This is a genomic window from Pseudomonas sp. NPDC088368 (assembly GCF_044753445.1).
GTDB lineage: Bacteria > Pseudomonadota > Gammaproteobacteria > Pseudomonadales > Pseudomonadaceae > Aquipseudomonas > Aquipseudomonas bambusae.
This window is the reverse complement of record NZ_JBIVNG010000005.1, coordinates 17,316-40,725: the sequence shown is the minus strand read 5'-3', so window position 1 is coordinate 40,725 and position 23,410 is coordinate 17,316. Positions and strand designations below refer to the sequence as shown.

The following is a 23,410-nucleotide window of genomic DNA, read 5'->3' as shown; positions in this document are numbered from 1 at the left end:
CTCCTTATTCAGCCATTGGCTGTTCAGCCGACTTTGGCGACGCCGCAGGGTCGACCGGGAGGGTGAAAGAACGCAGATCGATGGTGGGCGCGCTGGTGCCGCCCAGTCGATGATCCAGAACGAGCAATTTGGCGTGGGTCATGCCCAGGGTCAGTTGACTCAGATACTGCTCCAGCAGAAACGCCTGACCGGCCTTGGCGTAGCCTTGTTGTTCGGCGCTGAAACGCAGGTCCGCGCTTTGCGCCGTGGCCATGACTTCGCGGGATGTGGCGGCGGCTTGATCGTGCGCCACGCTGGCGTGCAACTGCGCCAGGTTGGCTTGATCGGCAGCGGCGCCTCGTTCGCGGGAAATGAGCGCTTGAGCGCTGATCTGCGCCGCTTGAACGGCGTGATACGCGTTGGCGGCACCGGCCGGCGGGTGAATCGATTCGACGACCGTCGCGAGGATTTCCACGCCGCTGTCGAGTTTTTTCAGGTCCCGCGCCACGGCAGTGCCAATGTCGGCGGCCAGATCAGTGCGCTGTTCGCCGAGTAATTCATCGAGGGTCCGCGAGGCGAAATCGTGGACCAGCACGCGGCTGGCGGTGCTGCGAATCAGGCTCGGAATGTCGGCGCTGTTGTAGGTCGCGGCCATAGCGGCCTGATCGTCTAGACCGATACGGTAGACGAAGCGCACGTCCATGTTGACGATCTGGAAGCTCTGCTTGTCGCCCGAGCCGCTGGCGATCACTTGGGATTTGTCGTTGATATGGGTCGCGTCCCACAGCCGATTGGCCACGGCAGGCGGCGGCCCTTCTGCCGGATCACGGACCTGTTCCGCGTCGTTGTTTTTGGCGTTGGCGCCCTCGGAAACGCTGGTCGCCAGCTCGTGCACGACGCCATTTTCCACCGGCAACACCGTCCCGAATGGCCATGGCAGCCCGGCGTGCAGGCCCGGTCCCATGACTTCGACGGGCTTGCCGAAACGCTCGTAAATGCCGCGCCCCTGCATCGGAATTTCGTGCACGCCGCTCAGGGCCCAACCCAACGCGACGATCACGGCCATGACGGGCAAGAAGGCGCGACGCATGTAGGTAAACGCCCAGATCTGCCGCAGGTCGATGCCGAAGCGGTTGTGCAATTCGTTCTGCAGCGCAGTCAGCGGACGCGGCGGCCAGCGCAGGAGACCAGCAGCGAAACTGCTGGCGACCAGACGCGGCTCAAGCCGGTCGTTGCGCGGGCTGAAGACTGAAAGCAGTGCGCGGATCAGCAATTCGACCGCCACCAGTCCCGGCAGCAGGCCGATCAACACCGCCAGACGCGCAGGCCAGACCCGCTCAACCGACGAAAAGAACAGACAAAGCGCCGCGATCAACAGCGTGCCAATGGCCATGCGCGTGATCTGCGCCAGTTGTTCGGCTTCAAGCCACGACGCTTCGGATTCGTTGCTGAACTGGCGTTCCAGCACCAACAGGCCAAAGCCGATTAGCAGCAACAGACCACCGACCACACTGCCGGTCAGGCCGACGTTGGTACCGATGAGTGTGAGGTTCCAGACCAACGAAATGCTGATCAGCGCCAGCAGTGACCAGCCCGCGAGCCAGAACACCGACGCCCCGATCTGACCGACCATCGAGGTTCCGGCCCCGCCGATGCGACCGAGCATGCGGTCGTACCAGCCCTGCTCGTTGGCAACGACGTCTTCGTCCGGCACCACCGCCACGTCGTCAGGCGCGATGACACGGGCGCGCCACAAGGCCACCACCTGCGTCGATTGCATCGCCGACGCCAGCACCAGCAGGCTCGCGGCGCTGTTGGTCAGCACGGCGGTCCATAGGGAATTGGGGGAAAACAGGTCAACAAACAGCGAAAGCACCAGGCCGATCACGCCCATGGCGCCCAGCACGTAGGTCAATCGCGACAGGCGCCGAGCATGAAAGCTCGCGCGCTGAAACCTCGGCAGACTTGCAGGCGTTGCACCTTCAACATCCAGATCAACCCGCATCGACACTCCACACCTTGCTGAACGCTGTAGTCATTACCCTGCCTGTCCACGTCGTGGGATACGCATCCCGAAACACAGTTTAACGGGGCGTTACGATATAACAGAAGTCGTGAAATTTTCGTCTGATCAACTCGTCGGAAGATGACGAATTATTCACTCAGACAGCCAGCAGACAGGTTAGCCCGCAAAGGGCGCCCTCACGACGTCATTTTCTGCGCGCGGGCCTTGCATCGGCGTGCGCCACAGCGTCAGATACGTCCTACAAAAATCCTCTAAAAATACACACCGTTGACCCGCCTTCTTCGATCCGCTCGACACGAGACGAGTGGCCGCTTGAAAGGTCAGCGCTGGAGCCCGTTCGATGCGTCAATTGCCTTCGCTGAATACCTTGCGCATCTTCGAAGAGGTCGCTCGGCACCGAAGTTTTAACAAGGCGGCGGAATCGCTGAACGTGACCCAAGGCGCCATCAGCCGGCAGATCAAGCAGCTCGAAGATTATCTGGGCATCACGCTGTTTATTCGCACGCCGCGAGGCCTGTTGCTCACCGAGTCGGGTGCCGCGCTGTCGCCGAATCTGGCCCAAGCGTTCGATCACATCGAACGTTCGCTGCAAGCCGTGCGCGTACCGAACCTGCGCCAACGCCTGCGCATTCTCGCTCCGCCGACGTGGGCCACGCGTTGGCTGTCGGTGCAACTGCGCACCTTCGTGCAGCGTTATCCGGACATCAGCCTGAGCATCACCAACCAGGCGAATCACGACGGATATGCGGAAGTGGACTGTCACATCCGCTTCGGACTAGAGGCGGACACCCACTGTCATAGCCAACTGTTGGTGATGGAGCGGCACATCGCGGTGGCAAGTCCTGAGTTATTCGACAACGGCGAAGCGCCGGACCTGCGGCGTTTTCCGCTGCTGCACATTCTCCACGAAGGCAAGCGCCTGAAGGTGTGGGAGAACTGGCTGGGCGCGGTGGGAAGAATCGATGTCGATGCGACGCAAGGGCTGGAATTCAGCACGCTGGATCAGGTGATCAACACCGCGTTGTCTGGGGGCGGACTGGCGGTGATCGACCGACAGATGATCGAGCGTGAACTGGCCAATGGCAGCCTGCTGCCGATCACCCCGGTGGAGGTCATCGGCCCGTACGGCTATTGGCTCGACATCCCGAACGACAAGTTCGGGCTGTCCAAGGTGCAGCTGTTTACCGAGTGGTTGAGTCTGGTGAGTAATCCGTGATTCCAGCAGATCTCTGCATCTCCCACAAAAATCCAGACAACCCAAAACGCTGCGCCGAACGCTGTCCTGTAGGAGCCGCCTTGGTGGCGAAGGCGGTACACCTGACAGAGAAGTGTTACCTGACACGCCGCTTTCGCCAGCAAGCCGGCTCCTACAACGATTGCGTTACGCCTGAGACGTCAGGGGAACCTCGGCAGAGGCGACACTCGGACCCTCCTTCACCGTACACGCCTGATTCAACGTCAACGCCTTGGTTTCCGGCGCCCACGCCCAGGAGATGATTGCGCCCAGCGCCAGAATCGCCGCGAGAATGCCCATGGTCGGGCTCAAGCCAATACCCGCCACGCTCACCGGCAACAGGAACGTACTGATCGCCGACCCCAGCCGACTGACCGCCGTGGCCAAACCAATCCCGCTGGCGCGCACTTCGGTCGGGAAGCTTTCTGCCGGGAACACGCCCACCAGGTTGCTCACCGCCGACAGCACCACCGTGAACAACGCAAACGCCAGCACCATCAGCAGCGTCGAGGCGCTTGGCAGCACCGCCAACACAAACAACGCGATCGCCAGAATGATGAACGAGTTGATCAGGAATCCTCGGCGGGTGAATTTCACGGTGCACCAGATGCCGATCAGAGCGCCGATGATCAGCAGCATGTTGAGCATCAGTTCGGTGCCGAAGCCCTCGGCCAGACCCATCTTCTGCAGAATCGACGGCAGGAAGGTGTAGATCGTGAAATACGGCATCACGATGCACACGAAGAACAGGCAGTTGAACAGCGTGCGCGTGCGGTACTCGGGGCTGAACAGAATCGCGTAACCCGAACGACGGTCGCTGGAGCGCTCTTCGTCCATGACTACGTGGTCGCCCAAGTGCTTTTTGACGATGGCACGCGCTTCGGCGACGCGGCCCTGATTGATCAGCCAGCGAGGCGATTCGGGGGTGCCGATGCGCGCGATCAGGATCAACGCCGCCGGAATGGCCGAGGACGACAGCATCCAGCGCCAGGCATCGTCACCCAGCGAAAGCATGGCCGTGCCCACGAAGGTTGCCGCCACGTAGCCGAAGGTCCAGATCACGCTGAATGAACCCAGCAGCACGCCGCGATGTTTCTTCGGCGAGAACTCGGCGAGCATGGCGTGGCCAACGCTGAAGTCGCCGCCCAGACCGATGCCGATCAGCACCCGACACAGGAACAGCTGCATCGCGGTTTCGGCGTAAAACTGCAACACCGACGCCGCCGTGATCAGCACGAAGCTGACGAGGAAGATTTTCTGGCGGCCCAGCCGATCGGAAATCCAGCCGAAGAACAGACTGCCGAGAAACAGGCCGATCAGCGCCGACGCCCCGATCAGACCCTGCCAGAACGCATCCAGGTGCAGCTGCGGGCTGAGCAGGGTAAACGCGATGCCGATCAGGCCAAGAATGTAGCCATCGGTGAAGTGCGCACCGAACGTCAGGCCTGCAATCTTGATGTGAAATTTACCGATGGGCAGATCATCGATTTGTACCGGTTGAACAGACATGTTTGCCTCCAGTTATTGTTATTGACGGAGAAGCGAAACCAGAATTTCCATATGAAGTTGATCGTTGTGATCGTTCCCACGCTCCGCGTGGGAATGCCAAATCGGGCGCTCCGCGCCCTGTCACCGACGCGAAGCGGAGCGTCGCAGGGTGCGTTCCCACGCGAGACGTGGGAACGATCAGCCGTTTAGAGCCCACCCATCAGCAGGTATTTGATTTCCAGATAGTCTTCCAGACCGTAACGCGATCCTTCGCGCCCCAGGCCCGACTCCTTGATGCCGCCGAACGGCGCGACTTCCGTGGAGATGATCCCTTCGTTGATGCCTACCATCCCTGCTTCCAGCCCTTCGGCCACTCGCCACACACGGCCAATGTCGCGGCTGTAGAAGTACGCCGACAGGCCAAACGGCGTGTCGTTGGCGCGGCGCAGCACTTCGGCTTCGTCCTTGAAGCGAAAACACGCGGCGACCGGGCCGAAGGTCTCTTCCTGAGCGATCAGCATCTGATCGTTCACTTCAGTAATCACGGTCGGCTCGAAGAACGTGCCGCCCAGCGCGTGACGCTGACCGCCACACAACAGCTTGCCGCCCTTCTCCAGCGCATCGCCGACGTGTTGCTCGACCTTGCCCAGTGCGGCGTTGTTGATCAGCGGACCTTGCTCGGTTTCGCCTTCCAGGGCGTTGCCGACGCGCATCGTCGCCACAGCGTCCGCCAGCTTGCGGGTGAAGGCGTCGTACACGGCGTCTTGAATGAAGAAGCGGTTCACGCAGACGCAGGTCTGCCCGGTGTTGCGGAATTTCGAGGCCATGGCGCCTTTGACGGCGGCGTCCAGGTCGGCGTCGTCGAACACAATGAACGGCGCGTTGCCGCCCAGTTCCAGCGAGACTTTTTTCAGCGTGTCGGCGGCCTGACGCATCAGCAATTTGCCGACGCGGGTCGAGCCGGTGAACGACAATTTGCGCACTACAGACGAGGCTTGCAGCGCGCCGCCAATGGCCACCGCATCGCCCGACACGACGTTGAACACGCCCGCTGGAATGCCTGCCTGTTCGGCCAGCACGGCCAGCGCGAATGCACACAGCGGGGTTTCCTCGGACGGCTTGAGAATCATCGTGCAGCCCGCCGCCAGCGCCGGGCCGACTTTGCGGGTGACCATCGCCAGCGGGAAGTTCCACGGAGTGATCGCCGCGACCACGCCGATGGCTTCCTTGGTGACGACGATGCGCGCATCGGCCTTGTGGCTCGGAATCACGTCGCCGTAGGCGCGCTTGGCTTCCTCGCCAAACCACTCCAGAAAGCTTGCGGCGTAGACGACCTCACCCATCGCTTCAGCAAACGGCTTGCCTTGCTCGCGGCTGAGCAGCGTCGCCAGCTCACGTTGATTGCTCAGCATCAGCTCGCTCCAGCGCTTGAGCTTCACGCTGCGTTCCTTCGCAGTGAGCTTGCGCCAGGCTGGCAACGCACGTTCAGCCGCGTCGATCGCCTGATTGGTTTCTTCAGCCCCACCCTTCTGCACTTGGGCGATCAGCTCGCCGGTGGCGGGGTTGGAGACGGGGTACGTCGGGCCGCCCGTCGTCCATTGACCGTCGATGTAATGCCCGTTGCGGATAAGCGCGCTCATGCCACGGCCTCGGTCAGGCTGAACACTTCAGTCGCAGGGCGTGCACTGCGCAGGATGCGTTTGCCAGCGGTGTAATCGTTGATCACGTCGCACGGCGTGTAGTTGCGCTCCAACTCGTACAGCTCATCGGCGTCGAGCCTGGTTTCCAGCGCGGCAAGGGCGCTGTCGAACTGTTGCGTGGTGTCGGCGCCCACCAGCATGCAATCGACACCCGGATGGTTGGCAACCCACGCCTGTGCGATCTGCGCGTTGGACACGCCACGACGCTGGGCCACGCGCTGCACTGAGTGCGCAATCTGGAACGAGGCTTCGTCGCTGTACATCTGTTGCGTGAAGAAGTCGGTCTGGTTGCGGGTCGATTGCACGTCGCCGGTCAACAAACCGCGCGCCAGCGGGCTGAACACGGAAACGCCCAGGCCCTGATCGCGGCAGAACGGAATCATCTCGCGCTCTTCTTCGCGGTAGGCGCAGTTCAGTTGCAGCTGCATGTTGATCGGCTTGACCCAGCCGTTGCGTTCGCAGGCCATGAGGATCTTCGCCAACTGGCCGGTGAGCATGGTCGAAACGCCGATGTAGCGTGCCTTGCCGGAGCGAACGATGTCGTTCATCGCGCTCATGGTTTCTTCGACGGGGGTGTTCACGTCGAAGTAATGCAGCATGAAGACGTCGACGTAATCCATGCCCAAACGGCTCAGGGAGGCGTCGATGCTGTCCATGATGTGTTTGCGCGAATGACCACTGGCGTTTTTGCCGGAGCGGGTGCCGTAGCCGACCTTAGTGGTGATCACCAGGTCTTCGCGACGGGCCAGGCGCTTGACGATGCGGCCCACTACTTCTTCGCCGACGCCTGCGGAATAAAAGTCCGCCAGGTCGATGAAGTTGACGCCGTTTTCCAGCGCGTGACGCACGATCGGCTCGCTTTTCTTCTCGTCGAAGATCCACGGTTTCCAGTCAGGCGTGCCCATGTTCATGGTGCCCAGGCACAGCCGCGAAACCTCGAGGCCCGAATTTCCCAAACGAATGTATTGCATGGCGCGGACCTCAGGCTTTAGGCGTGTAGAACGGGTTGCTGATGCGGTTGACCACATCGGCCAGTTGCGAGCGTTCCGGCTTGCCGGTCACAGCGGCACGAATCGCGTTGCGGCAGGCGTTATAGTTGTTCAGGTAGACGGCATCCAGATCGTCGCAGGCCGGGTTGACCCAGTTGGCAGTGACGATGGCCCACTCGTCTTCGGCTTCGGCAGGCAAGGTGCCGTCGAGCAGCGCTTCGGTGACGGCCTTGGCGATACCAGCCTGAGAAGCGCCCCACGTGGCGTTGCCGTGCAGGTCGCTGCCGATGGCGGCTTTGTTCACATAAAGCGTCATCGGTTTGACCGGGATGTTCGGCTGGGCGATGACCATGAACGGGCAGTGACCCTGGCTTGGCGAGGCAAGGCTGTTGGCGAAGGCTTGACCCGCAGGGCCGTTGCGGGGGCCGATCATGATGTTGATGTGGGCGGCGTTGACGCCTGGGCCTTCGAAGCCTTCACCGATGTACAGGTCGAGTTTTTTCATGGGGTGTTCTCCGGAACGGAAAAATGCGGGTGATCAGAACCGCACGCGGATGCCGGGCATCACGTGACGAATGGAGGAAGTCGGAGAGCGCCGCATGGGGCTGGACGGAATCAGGGCGTGCAGAGAAGTCATATCGCAAGCGCTCTTTGTTGTTGTGGGTGAGCTGTGATGCGATTTGTATCACCGGGGATTTCGGGGCCAGTAACCATAAAAACTCATGGGGGTATGAGTGCAGGTCATACCCCCACAGTGCCGCACTGTTCGTTGTAGTGTGGGAGCGAATTCATTCGCGAAACGGCGATACATCCGATGAAGAAGCGTCGCCTGACGAATCGTTTCGCGAGTGAATTCGCTCCTACAGGTTTCGGCTCAGGCATCCAACACAACCTCAAACTTGCACTATGCTCCCAGAAAGTTATCCACAGGGGAGCGGCCCGCGATCATGCTGACCACACTCAAGACCTGGCTGCTCAAAATCCTGCATCCGGTGGCCAAGGTTCTGTTCGATGACGGCGTGCGCGCTATTCACGTGACGTCATGCGCGGGGCTCATTTCCGCGGCCGTCGGGATGCTGGTGGCCGCGTTTGCCGCGTACCCGCCGATCTTCCTGTTGATTCCGATCTGGATGCTGATTCGGATGCTGTTCAACGCGGTGGAGACGTTGCTGGTGACAGAGTTCGGACAACACTCCAGATTCGGCACCTGCGCCCACGAATTAAGCCGAGTTGTCGCCGAAACCGCTCTATTTCTGCCGTTTGCAGTGATTCCCAAGGTCAGCCTGTTGCTGGTGCTGACGGTCACACTGCTGGCGATTTTCAGTGAATTCGCCGGTTTGCTCGGGCCGTTGATCAAGGCGTCTCGTCGGCGGGATGGCCCCCTGAAAAGCCACGTGCGCATGCTGTGTTTTGGTCTGTTTGGCGTAGGCATCGCCTCGGAGCGCGTCCTCACAGCGCCGATCAACATCATCATGGCAGTGATGGCCATTCTGCTGCTGGTGACCATCGTCAGACGCATTCGGGGCGCAGTGGCTGAAGTGACAAAGCCTGCCACCACCCCTATCGCCAAGGTTTATGCACAAGATTGAAGAAAGTGTTTCAATAGCTTTACACACAGACTGCCAACACGTTATCCACAGGGCTCATTCCGTGCACCTATTCTTTTAGGAAACGCCGGAGCTCTCGACGGCAGCGAAAGCAATCATCCAGGCCTAAACCGTTTCAGCCTTGTAAAACCCTGGCCTTGACCTCACCTCACTCCTGAGTCGATATTACGGACATAATTTTTCTCTGATAGGGTCCATCAAGACATTCGCGGAGAGCGGACTACGCTTCCTCCACTGTCATTTCTTCATTCAGGAGTACGCTCATGAGTCACTACGACGTTGTCATCATTGGCGGCGGCCCAGGCGGCTACAACGCAGCCATTCACGCCGGTCAGAAAGGTTTGAAGGTTGCGTGCATTGAGGGCCGCGAGACCTTGGGCGGCACCTGCCTGAATGTGGGATGCATCCCGTCCAAATCCCTGCTGCACGCCTCTGAGCTGTACGAAGCGGCGACAGGCGATGAATTCAAAAAGCTCGGCATTGAGGTCACGCCGACCCTGAATCTGGCGCAGATGATGGCGCAGAAGGTTGAGAGTGTGACCGGCCTGACCAAGGGCATCGAGTTTCTGTTTCGCAAGTACAAAGCCGAGTGGATCAAGGGCTGGGGTCGTCTGGCCGGGCCGGGCAAGGTCATCGTCACCGATGCCAGCGGCGCCGAAACCGAGCTGACGGCCAAGGACATCATCATCGCCACCGGCTCCGAACCGACCCCTCTGCCGGGGGTGACCATCGATAACCAGCGCATTCTCGATTCGACCGGCGCGCTGTCCCTGAGCGAAGTACCCAAGCACTTGGTAGTGATTGGTGCAGGCGTGATCGGCCTTGAGCTGGGGTCCGTTTGGCGTCGTCTGGGGGCCAAAGTCACGGTCGTGGAATTCCTCGATCACGTGGCCCACGGCTCGGATCTGGAGACTGGCAAGACGCTGCATCGCTCGCTGTCGCGTCAGGGCATGAATTTCAAACTCAGCTCCAAAGTGACGTCGGCCGTCGCCAGTGACACAGGCGTGAGTCTGACAGTCGAGCCCGCCGCCGGTGGCGAAGCCGAAGTGATTGAAGCGGACTACGTGCTGGTGTCCATCGGCCGACGTCCGGTCACGAAAGGTCTGGGGCTGGAAACAGTGGGGCTTGAAGTCGACAAGCGCGGCGTCCTGGCCAACAAAGGCCATCGCACGTCAGTGGACGGCATCTGGGTGATTGGCGACGTGACCTCCGGCCCGATGCTTGCGCACAAGGCCGAAGACGAAGCGGCAGTGTGCGTCGAGCGGATCGTCGGCAAGAAGGGCGAGCTGAATTACAACCTGATCCCCAACGTGATTTACACCTGGCCGGAGCTGGCCAGCGTCGGTAAAACCGAGGAGCAATTGAAGGAGGAAGGCCGCGCCTACAAGGTGGGAAAATTCCCGTTCAGCGCCAACAGCCGGGCCAAGGTCAATCACGAAGCAGACGGCTTCGCCAAAGTGCTGGCTGATGAAAAAACCGACGAGATTCTGGGTGTGCATCTGGTTGGGCCAAGCGTCAGCGAGATGATTGCCGAGTACTGCGTGGCGATGGAGTTTGCAGCGTCGGCGGAAGACATCGCGCTGACCTGCCATCCGCACCCTACCCGCTCCGAGGCCTTGCGCCAGGCGGCGATGGCTGTGGGTGGGCATACGACGCAGGCATGAGCCCAAGGTCGACGATTGAACCGCGGCCTGCTGATGATCCTGTGGGAGCGAATTTATTCGCGATTGGCCGGTGCAGCCGATACATCTCTATCGTCTGCCCATTTTTCGCGAATGAATTCGCTCCCACAGAAATTCGGGATGGCTCTGTCACACCGGCAAATGCCCCAAAGGCAACGGCCCTTGCTGCTTGAGGGTGCGTATCGCGAAGTTGCTGCGAATGTCCCGAACGCTGGGCATTTTCAGCAGCGTGTCTGTGAGAAACCGGTCGTAGCTGCGTAAGTCGGGCACCACCACGTGCAGCAGAAAATCCGATTCGCCGGAAACGATGTGCGCCGATATCACCTCGGGCAACACTGAGACCATCTGCTGAAACTTCTGCGCCTCGTCTTCGTGATGGCGGTCGACTTTCACCCCGATGAACACCGTCAATCCCAGACCCACTGCATCGGCATCCAGCGTTGCCTGGTAGCCACTGATCACCCCCGCCTCTTCCAGTTGCCTGACCCGTCGCAGGCATGGCGAAGCTGACAACCCGATCTCATCTGCCAGTTGAACGTTGGTCAATCGACCGTCCCGTTGCAAAGCATTGAGAATGCGGCGGTCGTAGGCGTCGAGCTTCACATTTGACGGATTTGGCACGGAAGACTCCGTTTCAGCAGGGCTATGAGCAGAAGATGCCAATACTAAGCCATTCAAGGGTCAAACACGCAAGCACCTGCCCCACCCTCTCGCCTTAGAATTTTCCTCCATCACCCCTTCATCCGAGAACCGAACCATGGAACACATCGCGCTGTTTATCGCTGCCCTGTCGATGATCCTGCTGGTGCCGGGCCCAGACATGATCCTGCTGCTCCAGACCGGCGCCCGTCACGGTCGTGGCAAAGCACTGGCGACGGCGCTCGGATTGGCCATCGCTCGTGGCGGTCATGTGGCGTTGGCTGCGCTGGGGCTGGCAACGTTGTTCAAAGTCTCGCCCTGGACATTCGAAGCCGTGCGCATCATCGGCGCCGCATACCTGCTGTGGCTGGGGCTCAAGATGTTCAAACCGGGCGCGATGAGCATGACGGCCCAAGGCGGCGAGGGTGGGACGGCGCTCTCTTGGCGCGCAGCCGTCGGGCGCGGGCTTTTGACCAACCTGCTCAACCCCAAAGCCCTGCTGTTTTGCTCGGTGCTGCTGCCGCAATTCATCGACCCACACGCGGGTTCGGTGGCCGGACAGTTCGCTGAACTGGGGGTGATTCTGGTGCTGGTCGGCCTGTCGTTCGACAGCGTGTACGCAATGGCAGGCGGCTGGATCGGTCGATGGCTGGCCCGCAGCGCGACCGCGCAACGCATTCAACAATGGGTGTTCGGCACGATGCTGATCGGTTTCGCCGTGCGCCTGGCTTTTATCCAGCAGGCGTGAACACCTGCCCTGAAACACAACTCGCAATACTCTGAATGCTCACAAGTAGCCCTCTGAAACGATTTTTTCTCTTTTTTGCGAACAAGATGCCGAGATTGTTATCTGTTTGTTGGTAATTTGCGTTCGGCAAGGATTGGGAAAGCGCACTTTTATGTGCAGGAAGGCACGGCATTTCTTCAGAGGCTTCACCTTATGAATCGCAGGAATCTACTGAAAGCTTCCATGGCGCTGGCAGCCTATAGTGCGCTGCCAGCCACGGGTCTTTATGCAGCACGCGCCCTGGCGGCAGCAGCAGATGGCGACATCGAACATTTCGACTTCAAAACGTTGCAAGACCTCGCCAAACAGATGGCCGGCAAAGCCTACGTCAGCACCAAGCAAAACTTGCCGCCCACGCTGGCAAACATGACGCCTCAGCAGTTCAACGCGATCAAATACGACGCAGGCCATTCCCTTTGGAATGATGTCAAAGGCCAGTTGGACGTGCATTTCTTCCACGTCGGCGCAGGCTTCAAGACGCCGGTGCGCATGTACAGCGTGGACCCCGCGACGAACGAGGCGCGTGAGGTGCATTTCCGCCCCGAGCTGTTCAACTATGAAGCCAGCCGCATCGATCAGACCCAACTCAAGGGTGATCTGGGTTTTGCAGGCTTCAAGCTGTTCAAGGCCCCGGAAATCGCGATCAACGACATTCTGTCGTTCCTCGGCGCCAGCTATTTCCGCGCGATCGACAGCAACAAGCAGTACGGGCTGTCGGCCCGGGGCCTGGCGATCGACACCTACGCCCACAAGCCCGAAGAGTTTCCTGACTTCACCAAGTTCTGGTTCGAAAAACCGACCAAGGACGCCACCCGCTTCGTGGTCTACGCGCTGCTGGATTCGCCGAGCGCGACCGGTGCTTACAAATTCGATATCGATTGCCAGGCCGATCGCGTGGTTATGGACATCGACGCGCACATCAACGCCCGCGCCGACATCGAACAAATGGGCATTGCGACCATGACCAGCATGTTCAGCTGTGGCACTCATGAACGCCGGATGTGCGACACCATTCACCCGGAAATCCATGACTCGGACCGCCTGGCCATGTGGCGCGGCAACGGCGAGTGGATCTGCCGTCCGCTGAACAACCCCGCGAAGCTCCAGTTCAACGCCTTTGCCGACAAAGACCCGAAAGGTTTTGGCCTGGTACAGACCGATCACGAGTTCAAGACCTATCAGGACACCGTCGACTGGTATCACCGTCGACCGAGCCTGTGGGTCGAGCCGACGACGGCCTGGGGCGAGGGCTCCATCGATCTGATGGAACTGCCAACCACCGGCGAGACGCTGGATAACATCGTTGCGTTCTGGAACCCGAAAGTGCCGATCAAGGCCGGAATGTCCATGAATTACGGCTACAAGCTGTACTGGAGCCCGTTGCCGCCGGTGAGTACGCCATTGGCGCAGGTGCACGCGACACGTTCGGGCATGGGCGGCTTCATCGAAGGCTGGGCACCCGGCGAGCATTACCCGGATGTCTGGGCACGCCGCTTTGCGGTGGACTTCAATGGTGGGGGCATCGACCGGCTGCCGGAAGGCTCGGCCATCGAGCCTATGGTCACCGTGTCGAACGGCAAAGTGCAGGATTTCAACGTGCTGGTGCTGCCGGACATCAAAGGCTTCCGCGTGAGCTTTGACTGGTACCCGACCAGTGATTCGGTGGACCCGGTGGAGATGCGCATGTTCATCAAGACTGGCGACCGTACGCTGAGCGAGACCTGGCTGTATCAGTACTTCCCGCCTGCGGCTGATAAGCGTAAATACACCTGAGTTCGGTGTCCGGACTCTGGTCCGGTGATGAACCCTTTGTGGGAGCGAATTCATTCGCGAAGTTCGGTCAGGCGATAGAGATGCGTCGTCTGTACCCGGATTCGCGAATAAATTCGCTCCCACAGATGGGCCCGCGTCAATCTTTCATTCCGTGGCGCTGATGAACTTCTGTAGGAGCGAATTTATTCGCGAAGGTTGTTCAGGCGGTGGAGATGGGTCGAACGAGGCGGATATGTAACGAAAATGAGCCATAGGATTGAAGTACAAGGCTCACTTTTTTTCTCCGTTTATTAGCGTCAATTTTTACACTCTCAATAATTTCAATAAGTTACACATCCTGATTTTTAATCGTTATTCAAACTGTCCGAAAATTTGACTATTTCATTGACAGCCCATTGATCTGCGGCTGATATATCCCCTGTCACGCCGCTTTGAGAGGGACCCATTCGGCAATTCCCTCCCGTCACGGCCCTCCAGCACACAAGGATTTACCGATCTGATCGACGGCGTTTGCCGACGTCGGCGAGCGGTAGCGTGGCCACGACGCTTCTTTCATTTGTCACCCTATTTTCGATCCAGCGCTCCTGAGAGGCTGTTCCCATGATGTCGCCTACCCCCGCTTACGTTGAAAAGCCGTCGATCATGTCCTTCGACAAATCGACGGCCATCGTTCTGGTCGCGATCAGCCTGATTCTGGTCGAGACCTTCTCTGGCGCCTTGCGCTTCTACCTGGACAAGGCTGGCATCTCGGTGTTGCTGTACGCCCCGAAAGTCGCCTGCCTGCTGTTCTTCGCGCTGGAACTCGGCCGGTTCAAGGCCGGGCCAGGCGTATGGCTGAGCTTCATCGCCCTGCTGCTGTCTTCTGCGTGGGCCGTGCTGAATGGCGCGGGGGCAGGAAACTTCGCTTTTGCCTTGTACGGCATCAGCCCGTTGCTGTTCGGGCTGGCGTGCGGCGATCAGATCACCAAGCACAAACGGCTGTTCATGTGGGCCATCGCCTTTGCATTGGCGGCCTCGCTGGCGGGCATCGCGATGGACAAGTACACCGACCTGCCGTGGAAGGGCTACAGCTACAGCATTGGCGGCACCGAGCTGAGCGCCAACACAACCTGGGCCTCCGAAGACGCCGACCGGCCTGCCGGGTTCGCCCGGATTTCCAGCGCGCTGGCGATCATCATCTCGATTTTCAGCCTGTACCTGATGACCACCGTGCGTTCGAGGATGCTGGCCATCGCCATCTGCGCCGCCGGGCTGGCGGGGGTGATTCTGACCACCAGTAAAGCGCCGGTCCTGGCCTTCGCGGGCGCCGTTGGCCTGCTGTTGATCACCCGCTTTCGATGGACCACCCGCGGTGCCATCGTGGTGGCGGTGTTGCTCGGGATGGCGTTGCCGTTCGTGGCGATGATGTACGACTTCGACCCCAACAAGATTTCGACTGGCAGCTCGCTGTCATCGATCTACGACCGACTGGTCAACACCTGGCCTAACGTGATCCGCGAACTGGTCAGCGAAGACCGTGCCTACACCGGCGCCGGATTCGGACTGGTGGGCAGTTCGGTGGCGGCCTTCCCGGTGGTGGGTGCCGACCTGTTCATGGTGTCCGACAGCACCGTCGTTTACCTCTGGGCGGCCTTTGGTGTGGCGGGGTTGTTCCTCTACGCGCTGCACATCCCGCTGTTCATCACTCTGGCTGACATCACGACCCGCTATGGCCGGGCGATGCTCGCCACCAGCTTCTGCATCTGCATCGTCAGTTGGACGACTGACACACTTGAAGTAACGCTGGCGAACCTGTTCCTCGGCATGGCCATCGGGCATGCAATGGCGGCGAGGTCGCACGTGAAGGCCGTCGCCCCAAAGCCGGTTGAAGCGGCACCCTGGGCCGGTCTCCCCGGCCTGAGCTGATCCCACAAAGGAATGCGTGCGCATGAGCCTATCGCGTATTGGCCGTGGAGGCCTGTTGCTGCTGTCGTGCCTGATCTCTACTTACGTCACGGCTGCCGATTCATTCATCGTCGGTGTCGCCACCCACTCGATGAACAACGTTAACCAGCCGCTGCGTAGTCTGGAGCTGGCCAGCCTGGCGGGCGTCACCTCGGTGCGTGATGACGGGTTCTGGTCCACCGCTGAACCGGCGCCCAATCAGCTGCAAATCATCCCTCCATGGCGGGCGTGGCTCGCCAAGGCCAACGCGTTGAACCAAGCACCGATCGTCATCCTCGGTTACGGCACGTCCTTCAATGGCAACGCCAAGCCGCGCACGCCCGAGGTGAAGATTCCGTACCTGAAATACGTCGATTACCTCACCCGCCAGTTGGGCAATCCGGTGAAGTACTACGAGGTTTGGAACGAGTGGGACATCGAGGGGCCAACCGACTCGCGCCTGAGCCGGGATTACGTCGCCATCGTGAAGGAAGCGGCACCGATCATTCGCAAAAACAATCCACAGGCCAAAGTGCTGGCGGGTGCGGTGACGTCTGCGGGCATCAAGGGTGGTTTCGTGGATCGCCTGCTGACGGCGGGCATCATGAATTACGCAGATGGCATTTCGCTCCATCCTTACGTGCACTGCGAGGGACGCGACCACAACACACCGGAAAGCTGGATTAACTGGATGCGCGATCTTGACCGGCGCTTCACGGGCCTGGCCCATGAGCCTGTGCCTCTGTACTTGACCGAAATGAGCTGGCCAAGTCATGAGGGCAATTGCGGCATCGACACTACGCGTCAGGCCGCTTACCTGGCCCGCGCCTGGTTTCTCGCTCGCACCGTGCCTTCGATCAAGGGCATCTGGTGGTACGACCTGATCAACGATGGCAACAAGCGCGACGATCAGGAACACAACTTTGGCTTGCTGAACGTGGACCTGAGCCCCAAACCGGCCTACTCGGTGCTCAAAGCGATCAGCCCCTACTTGAAAGACTTCGAGTACGACGCCAGCGCCAGTTTGCAGTCTGACGGCCTCTACAAACTGGTGTTCAGCGATGGACGCGAACGGATCGTCGTGGCCTGGGCCACGGGACGCACCCGGGAAGACCAGGTCGTCAGCCACGCGATGAACAACGCGCCGTTGCGGGTGCTCGATACTCAAATGGCGAGCAAGGGGATGGTAAACAGCGAGCAACGCTGGAGCTGCACCGGCGACCGTTGCACGGCGTCTGTCAGTCTTACCGAGTTTCCAAAAATCATCCGGCTAAGCCCCGGCGCCTGACTCAACCACCCTGAAAAGCCCGCCTGACCTCGTCTGCGCGGGCTTTTTTCGTGGTTTTTCGTGAAACGACCTGCAAATAGTGGCATTACGACACGTGCTCGACATTTTCCGCTGCTAGGCTTGGGCTCCTTCATGGATGCCCATGATCGGGGGAAGGTATGGGGTTACGTTGCAGACTGCTCGCTGTGTGCTTGCTCTGTTTGATCGCGCTGCCCGTTGCTGCGGAAGCCTTCGTGGCAGGCACTGCGCAGTGGAAGCCCTATGCGTTCGAGGACGATAACGGTCGCCTGCGCGGCTTGGCCGTGGACATCACCCGCCGAGTGATGCAACTCGCGAACGTGGACGTCACCTTCGTCACGTACCCCGTCAACCGTCTGCAATCGATGCTGCAAAAGAACGAAATCGACCTCAACTACGCCGACGCGGTGATCTGGAACACCCCTGAAGAACGACAGCATTATGTGTTCTCCAAACCCTACGCCATCGTCAGCGAGCACCTGTATTTCCTCGCAGACCATCCCGCGCTCGGACAACCCATCGAGCAGATGGATCACCTCACCATCGGCACAGTACGCGGCTACACCTACGCGGCGTTGGAACCGGCCCTTGAAACTCACCGTCTCGGCCGGCTTGAGACCTCTCAGGACGACGCCCTGATCAAGCTGCTGCAAAGCCGACGCGTCGATGCGATTGCCATGGTGGACGATATTTTCGAAGGTTTGATCAACACCACCCACCTTGATCCTACCCAGTTCCGCCAGGGCGCCAAGCTCAGCGAAGCGCCGCTGGTAATCAAACTCCAACCGGCACACGCGAAATGGCTCGGGCAAATCAACCACGCCATCGATACCCTGCGCCGCACTGGAGAGCTGGATGGCATCAGACGGCGCTATCTGCCAGGGAACACTGCGGTGGCGTGCGCAGCCACGGGAACGAGGTGTTAGACAGGTCTCAGAAATAGCGCTGACTTGTAGGCGCCGGCTTGCTGGCGAAAGCGTCGGATCAGTTGACGATTTGCCGTCTGATGCACCGCGTTCGCTAGCAAACCGGCCCCACAGTCGATTTGATTCAAATCGTGACAGTCATCCCCAACATCTCCCGCGCGATACGATCCGCATCCACGAACGCTCGCGAATAGCTGCCGGACGACGGCACGTAGTGGTTGTAGTACGTCGCTCCCTCAACGATGGGGCCGGTTATCCACAGGTGGTGCTGCGCCTTGCCGTGGCTGTCCACATACACACCCTCTACATCTTCAGCCGCGCTGTGGATAATTCCGGCGGCGCGTAATTGGCGGATGATCGCGGGGTGGCCATCGGCTTTTCGGGCGTCACTGCCATGGGCGTGCACGCTGGCGTCCAGCACCAAGGTGCGTCCGTCTCCCAATGCGACTGAAACGGCGCCATTTTCAGGGTTGTAAATAACATGTGTGCTATGAACCCACTGAATGACGCCTGCTTCGGCCAGGGCCAGCAACTCTTGATGCCGCTCTTTTTGCGGTCCAGCGACCATGCGGTTGACCAGTGGAGCGTATTTGTTGAAAAAAACCGTGTGTGACGTCGGCGTCAGGCCTCGGTTATCCACAACTCGCCTGAGCTGTTCGCGGCAACTTCTCCACACCTCAACGGCTGCCTTTATCGGGCTGTGGTCCAGATCAAGAATGCTTTCTTGTAGATCATCGCGGATGAACGCTTCGACCCACCCCTGATATTTATCCACAAGGGCAGCCATGCTGCGAGGGTTGTACACGCTGTCAACCAGAAGCGGCACCTCAAAAAGCTCGGCAAGCTCGCGATGTTTGGCTTCGATCTCGCCCTGGTAAAACGCAGTTGCGACCTCCGTTTTGATGCGAAGGGCCGAGTCGCCTTGCTGCGCTGCGACCATGCCGAAGTACTCCGCAAGCATCTCGGCCTTGAGCAGCGGCAGCACCTGCGCTTCGAAGTCCAGCCCGTCCGGGTGCCGGGCGCGAAGATTGGCCACCGCAGACAGCGTGAAGATCAGCGCGGGTGCTCCCACACGATGGGGCGTGATGTCGGGGCGTGTGCGGTAAGGCAGACCGCTGCGGGAGTACATGAATACCTGCGGTTCCTGACCTGATGCCTGATAGCGCAGTCCATCGGGTTCTTGCACAAAGCGCCCGCCTCTGCCAATGGTCAACCCGGCGACAACGTCCATTGCAGCCAGGCCGAGCCCCTCAACGCCCACCGCATCTGTGGATGAAATCGTTTGCAGCGAATACGGTTGTGGATAAGCCTTTAGACGCGTCGTCCTCTGAGTGATCGGCGGCGCTGAATTCCAATTTTCAGCATGGCCGACCGTGATCAAAAGCCAGTCGACGCGGTGTTTTTTAACCCCTGTGGACAATTCAAAACGGCCCTGATCGGTGTAGTTGACGTTATCCACAGTACGCGCATGATGAATCACCTGAACCTGCTCGGGCAGCGTCCGAATCACCTCGTCATAAGTCCACGCGAGGTATTCGCCTAGCCAGGAACGGGGCAGAAACTCATTGGGCTTCACCACACGCTCGGCGGATTTGAAACGCAGACACCACTCGTAGAAATTCGGCCCTTGTCGGCCCGTCAACCCGCCCAGAGCAGCCTGATCAGGGAACATGGAAATCTGCGACGCCACAGTGTTGAGCATCAAATACTCTGGCTGCTCAACCGAATGCAGGCCCGGCCCCGGCCGATGGGGATCGAACACATTGATCTCCACCCGCCGCTCACCCTCGCCCGCCAACGCGCAAAGACGCTCCAGCACGGTCAGCCCACGTGACCCACAGCCGACAATGCCAATTTTGATTGCCGGTTTTTGCCCGACTTTATCCACAGGGGTCGTTTCTACGAAGGACCTATCAAGGCGCAGATCGGCACTCAATTCCATCTCAGTGTTTCTCCGAAGAACGAGTCGATGGCGACGGCGCGGCCATCCGCTAGCGCCGTGTCTACGACGAATTTGCTCAACGCGAGGTCCAGCACACCCAGCCCGAAAGGCGAGAAGATCGAGGGTTTGCCCGGATCAAGCCTCACCTCGCCGCGAATCAACCCGGCCAGAGTACCGTTCATGAATTCACGGTTGCCGGTCACTTGCTCCGCCAAATGCGGCGAGGTATTGGCCTTCATACAATGCTCGACGTCATCGCACAGATTGTTAGCCGTCAGCAGCAGTTGAGGGGCAACGTCGCGCAGCGATATGTTCAGCACCACCTGACCGGCGCGGAACGCCATCGGCGGCTTCACATACGGCTCACCCGCCGTGGTGGCGAAGATCACGAGATCTGCCGCCAGCGCGTCTTCCAATAAGCCCGTGCGGGCTGTGCATAAGTCGGTCTGCTCAATGAATCCCTTCAACGCCAAGGCCGACGCGTCGTCAAAGTCGTGCACCACCGCTTGTTCGATCTCCCAACTTTCCACCGCCAGCATCCGAGCAATGTTGCGGGCGATAACGCCTGCGCCGATGAATCCCACAGACTTCGCCTGACGCGACTGACCATTGAGCCAGTAAGCGCCTGACACCGCTGACGCCGCTGTTCTGACCGCGCTGATCTGAGCGCCTTCAAGGCAGGCATAGGGGTAGCCCGTTTCGCGATCATTGAGGATCACCACCGCCGAGGCGCGAGGTTTTTGCTGGGCGACGTTACCGGGAAAGCTGGAGATCCATTTGATGCCCGCGACGGCGTCGTCACCCTCCAGCGATGCGGGTAGCGCGATGATGCGGTTGGCGGGTTGCTGTGGAAAACGCAGGAAGTAGCTGTCCGGGTTGAGGGTCTGACCGTCGTGATGTTGCAGATAAACCTGTTCGACGCGCGCGACCATGGTGTGCGCCTGGCTGTCGAGGATGTCCTTGATCACGGCGCCCGGGATGACATGGAATTCAGACATTCAACGCTTCCCCCTCGAAGGTGTGGACGTAGGTGTTCAGGTAGCGGCTAATGGGCTGCGACGACAGCGCGGTCAGCTCGGCTCGCCCGAATTTCTGCATGACCCATTCATCGTTGTAGATCGTTTCGAGGTAGCGCTCGCCAGCGTCGGGGGAGATCGCCACCACCACCGCATCTTTGGGAATCCCCAGCGAGGGCGCCGCCAGCCCCGCGACCACCGTGCCGGTCGATCCCCCCGCCAAGACGCCGTTGGACTTGGCCAGCCAGCGACACATGGCGACGGTGGCGCGCTCATCCACCACTTGCTGTTTGTGCAGATGGTTGGCGCGGAAAATCGGCGGCATCTGGCTCGAACCCAATCCCGGAATGAAGCGCTTCCCCGGCGCCTGGCCGAAAGTGACCGACCCTGTGCTGTCCACGGCGATGATCCTGGTGCGTGGCGAATGCTTGCGAAAATACTGCACGCAGCCCATCAACGTGCCCGTGGTGCCTGCGCCAACCACCAGGTAATCCAGCGCCGGAAATGCGATGTGAATCGAGCGCGCCGTGGTTTGCTCATGGGTGCGGGCGTTGGCCGGGTTGCTGTACTGGTTGAGCCACAGATAGCGCGGATCGCGCGCCACGGTGTCGCGGATGTAGCGAATGCGAGTGCCGAGGTAGCCGTCGTTATCGTCGCGCTCGGTGACGATGACGATCTGCGCGCCGAAGGCTTCCATCATCTTGATGTTGTGCAGGTTGGTGTTGGGATCGACCACGCAGCAAAACTTGTAGCCGCGTTCGGCGCAGATCATTGCCAGTGCCACGCCAAGATTGCCCGAAGATGACTCGATCAACACCGTGTCTCTGTGGATAAGTCGGCGCTCGGCGTAGGAGTCGATCAGGCCGATGGCGGTTTTCATCTTGATCGAACCGGCCGGGTTGCAGGATTCGAGCTTGAGGTGCAGATTCTCGAACCCCAAACCCTTGAGCCGGACGAAGTTCGAATCGCCCACGATATGCGAGATGAAGTTCATGGCCGTGCCTCAGCCCGTGCGGCCATTGAGCGCTTGGGATGTGCCACCACCGGCGCCAGTTGCCGAGGTTGCGTGGCGAGCAAGGCGTCGGTCAGTTGCTGGGCGCGCAGTGCGACCATGGAAAACGACTGCGCGTCGCTGATGCCGTGGGTTTTTTCTGACGTGCCGTTGGCCAGAATCTGCACGCCCTCGCTGTGTTGAAGGCCCACGCGGTAGTGCCGGTCCACGGCCAGATGGCCGTCTTCTTCGCGCAGCAACCAAGGTTGCAGCAAGGTGAGCAACGGCGGCACCGCGAGCTGCTCATAACCAGTGCCGAGGACGATGCCATCGACATAAAGCGTGGTTTCAAGCCCCGTGTTGCTGTCGCGCAGGACGACGGAATACGCGTCGCCCACCTTCTCGACGGAGATGACGTTGGACCACGTGTGCAGGTTCAAGCGCTGATGCCCGCTGACCTCGCCTTCGTACATGAAGGAGTACAACGCCTGACTTTCATCAGCGTCGATGCCTGCGTAGTTGGTCGAACGGATCTCGTCGAACACCTTGCTGCGACGGGATGGGTCCAGTTGGTGGAAGTAATCGACCTGCTCTGGCAAGAACGCCATGTTCGGAAACTGCCCCAGTTGCCCGACCCGGAAACCCACGCCCCTGTGGACAGAATGCACTTGCGTGGTCGGCGCGGCACCGAGCAGATGCGCCACTGCCTCGCCTGCGCTTTGGCCCGACCCCAGCACCAGCCAGCGCTGGGCAATCGGCCCGCCGCCGAGGTGGATGTTCTTCAAATACTGCGAGGTGTGGAAAACCCGCCCGCCCAAGTGAGGGCTGAACGCTTCGGGAATGTTGGGCAAACTGCCGTGGGAAAGCACCAGCCGCTTGGTACGATAGGTCCCTTGAGCGGTGACCACATCCACTGCGCGCAGGATGCCTTTTTCCGCAACGGGCAACACATCCAGCACGCCTTCATCGTAGGAGACGTAGTCTTTTAATTGCGCGGCGACCCACCCGATGTAGTCGGACCATTCAACGCGGCTTGCGGGACGTCCCAGCAGACCGAACTTGTACAGCCGCCCTTTCTCCTTGAGGTACATCGCGAAGGAGAAACGGCTGCGGGGATTGCGCGGCGTCACCAGGTCACGAAAAACGTGATGATTGATGTCAGTGCCCGCCAGCAGGAAGGCGCCGTGCCAAGTCGAATCGCGCCCTTTCTCAAAAAAACGGACGCGCTGAAACGGCTTCTTGCCGTTATCTTCCGCTTCGTCTTCCAGCGCACAGGCCAGTGCGATACCGGCGGGACCGAAGCCGACCGACACGACGTCCAGCTCCTGACGCAAACCCTCGATTTCAAACTGATTCATGGTGGTTCTTCCTGAAAGGTTCAAAGACTTGGCGAGCCGGGAGC

The 23,410-nt window shown here is 60.0% G+C and carries 18 protein-coding genes; 8 read left to right on the top strand and 10 right to left on the bottom strand.

Going from position 1 to position 23,410, the window contains the following annotated elements; genetic code table 11:
• Window positions 1-4 precede the first annotated feature (4 nt).
• Window positions 5-1,984 carry a protease modulator HflK gene (gene hflK / locus ACIQAL_RS11675; protein WP_401145388.1) on the bottom strand — a complete coding sequence of 660 codons (1,980 nt, stop codon included), beginning with the start codon at window positions 1,982-1,984 and terminating at the stop codon, window positions 5-7.
• A gap of 361 nt (window positions 1,985-2,345) precedes the next feature.
• Between hflK and ACIQAL_RS11670 the strand changes: the two genes are divergently transcribed.
• The gene (locus ACIQAL_RS11670; RefSeq protein ID WP_401145386.1) at window positions 2,346-3,221 is read left to right on the top strand and encodes a LysR substrate-binding domain-containing protein; all 876 of its coding nucleotides are present in this window, start codon (window positions 2,346-2,348) and stop codon (window positions 3,219-3,221) included.
• A 165-nt stretch (window positions 3,222-3,386) separates the two neighbouring features.
• On the opposite strand, the gene ACIQAL_RS11665 is transcribed toward ACIQAL_RS11670, so the two are convergent.
• From ACIQAL_RS11665 to fae, 4 genes are all read right to left on the bottom strand, one after another.
• Window positions 3,387-4,748, bottom strand: coding sequence for an MFS transporter (locus ACIQAL_RS11665; protein ID WP_401145384.1), 1,362 nt, complete (start codon window positions 4,746-4,748; stop codon window positions 3,387-3,389).
• A gap of 185 nt (window positions 4,749-4,933) precedes the next feature.
• Entirely contained in the window at window positions 4,934-6,367 is a 1,434-nt protein-coding gene (locus ACIQAL_RS11660; protein WP_401145382.1) for an NAD-dependent succinate-semialdehyde dehydrogenase, read from the bottom strand.
• A complete protein-coding gene (locus tag ACIQAL_RS11655; RefSeq protein WP_401145380.1) occupies window positions 6,364-7,398 on the bottom strand; it encodes an aldo/keto reductase in 1,035 nt (344 codons plus the stop codon). Before ACIQAL_RS11655 ends, ACIQAL_RS11660 begins: the two co-directional genes overlap by 4 nt.
• A 10-nt stretch (window positions 7,399-7,408) precedes the next feature.
• A complete protein-coding gene (fae, locus tag ACIQAL_RS11650) occupies window positions 7,409-7,921 on the bottom strand; it encodes a formaldehyde-activating enzyme (RefSeq protein ID WP_401145378.1) in 513 nt (170 codons plus the stop codon).
• A gap of 442 nt (window positions 7,922-8,363) precedes the next feature.
• On the opposite strand from fae, the gene ACIQAL_RS11645 reads away from it, so the two are divergent.
• Both ACIQAL_RS11645 and lpdA read left to right on the top strand, forming a co-directional pair.
• Window positions 8,364-9,005, top strand: a complete 642-nt coding sequence (locus ACIQAL_RS11645; RefSeq protein WP_401145376.1) for a CDP-alcohol phosphatidyltransferase family protein — start codon at window positions 8,364-8,366, stop codon at window positions 9,003-9,005.
• A gap of 281 nt (window positions 9,006-9,286) precedes the next feature.
• Window positions 9,287-10,687 (top strand): dihydrolipoyl dehydrogenase, encoded by a 1,401-nt coding sequence (lpdA, locus tag ACIQAL_RS11640; RefSeq protein ID WP_401145375.1) that lies wholly within the window; start codon window positions 9,287-9,289, stop codon window positions 10,685-10,687.
• Window positions 10,688-10,834: 147 nt separating this feature from the next.
• On the opposite strand, the gene ACIQAL_RS11635 is transcribed toward lpdA, so the two are convergent.
• Window positions 10,835-11,308, bottom strand: a complete 474-nt coding sequence (locus tag ACIQAL_RS11635) for an Lrp/AsnC family transcriptional regulator (RefSeq protein WP_341964660.1) — start codon at window positions 11,306-11,308, stop codon at window positions 10,835-10,837.
• Between the two features lie 154 nt (window positions 11,309-11,462).
• Between ACIQAL_RS11635 and ACIQAL_RS11630 the strand changes: the two genes are divergently transcribed.
• From ACIQAL_RS11630 to ACIQAL_RS11610, 5 genes are all read left to right on the top strand, one after another.
• Window positions 11,463-12,092 carry a LysE family translocator gene (locus ACIQAL_RS11630; RefSeq protein WP_401145373.1) on the top strand — a complete coding sequence of 210 codons (630 nt, stop codon included), beginning with the start codon at window positions 11,463-11,465 and terminating at the stop codon, window positions 12,090-12,092.
• Window positions 12,093-12,284: 192 nt separating this feature from the next.
• A complete protein-coding gene (locus ACIQAL_RS11625; protein ID WP_166593963.1) occupies window positions 12,285-13,904 on the top strand; it encodes a glucan biosynthesis protein D in 1,620 nt (539 codons plus the stop codon).
• Window positions 13,905-14,504: 600 nt separating this feature from the next.
• The gene (locus tag ACIQAL_RS11620) at window positions 14,505-15,809 is read left to right on the top strand and encodes a hypothetical protein (protein ID WP_401145371.1); all 1,305 of its coding nucleotides are present in this window, start codon (window positions 14,505-14,507) and stop codon (window positions 15,807-15,809) included.
• A gap of 22 nt (window positions 15,810-15,831) precedes the next feature.
• Window positions 15,832-17,115, top strand: coding sequence for a hypothetical protein (locus ACIQAL_RS11615; protein ID WP_401145369.1), 1,284 nt, complete (start codon window positions 15,832-15,834; stop codon window positions 17,113-17,115).
• Between the two features lie 233 nt (window positions 17,116-17,348).
• The gene (locus tag ACIQAL_RS11610; protein ID WP_401145367.1) at window positions 17,349-18,059 is read left to right on the top strand and encodes a substrate-binding periplasmic protein; all 711 of its coding nucleotides are present in this window, start codon (window positions 17,349-17,351) and stop codon (window positions 18,057-18,059) included.
• Window positions 18,060-18,183: 124 nt separating this feature from the next.
• On the opposite strand, the gene ACIQAL_RS11605 is transcribed toward ACIQAL_RS11610, so the two are convergent.
• Genes ACIQAL_RS11605 through ACIQAL_RS11590 form a run of 4 tightly spaced genes read right to left on the bottom strand, consistent with a single transcriptional unit; the run spans window position 18,184 to window position 23,366 of the window.
• Window positions 18,184-20,001, bottom strand: coding sequence for an FAD/NAD(P)-binding protein (locus tag ACIQAL_RS11605; protein ID WP_401145365.1), 1,818 nt, complete (start codon window positions 19,999-20,001; stop codon window positions 18,184-18,186).
• A complete protein-coding gene (sbnB, locus tag ACIQAL_RS11600; RefSeq protein ID WP_401145363.1) occupies window positions 19,992-20,999 on the bottom strand; it encodes a 2,3-diaminopropionate biosynthesis protein SbnB in 1,008 nt (335 codons plus the stop codon). The genes ACIQAL_RS11605 and sbnB overlap by 10 nt, the downstream gene beginning before the upstream one ends.
• Window positions 20,992-22,011, bottom strand: a complete 1,020-nt coding sequence (gene sbnA / locus ACIQAL_RS11595) for a 2,3-diaminopropionate biosynthesis protein SbnA (protein WP_401145361.1) — start codon at window positions 22,009-22,011, stop codon at window positions 20,992-20,994. Before sbnA ends, sbnB begins: the two co-directional genes overlap by 8 nt.
• Window positions 22,008-23,366: a SidA/IucD/PvdA family monooxygenase gene (locus ACIQAL_RS11590; protein ID WP_401145359.1), complete on the bottom strand. Its 1,359-nt coding sequence runs from the start codon at window positions 23,364-23,366 to the stop codon at window positions 22,008-22,010. The genes sbnA and ACIQAL_RS11590 overlap by 4 nt, the downstream gene beginning before the upstream one ends.
• Window positions 23,367-23,410: the final 44 nt, after the last annotated feature.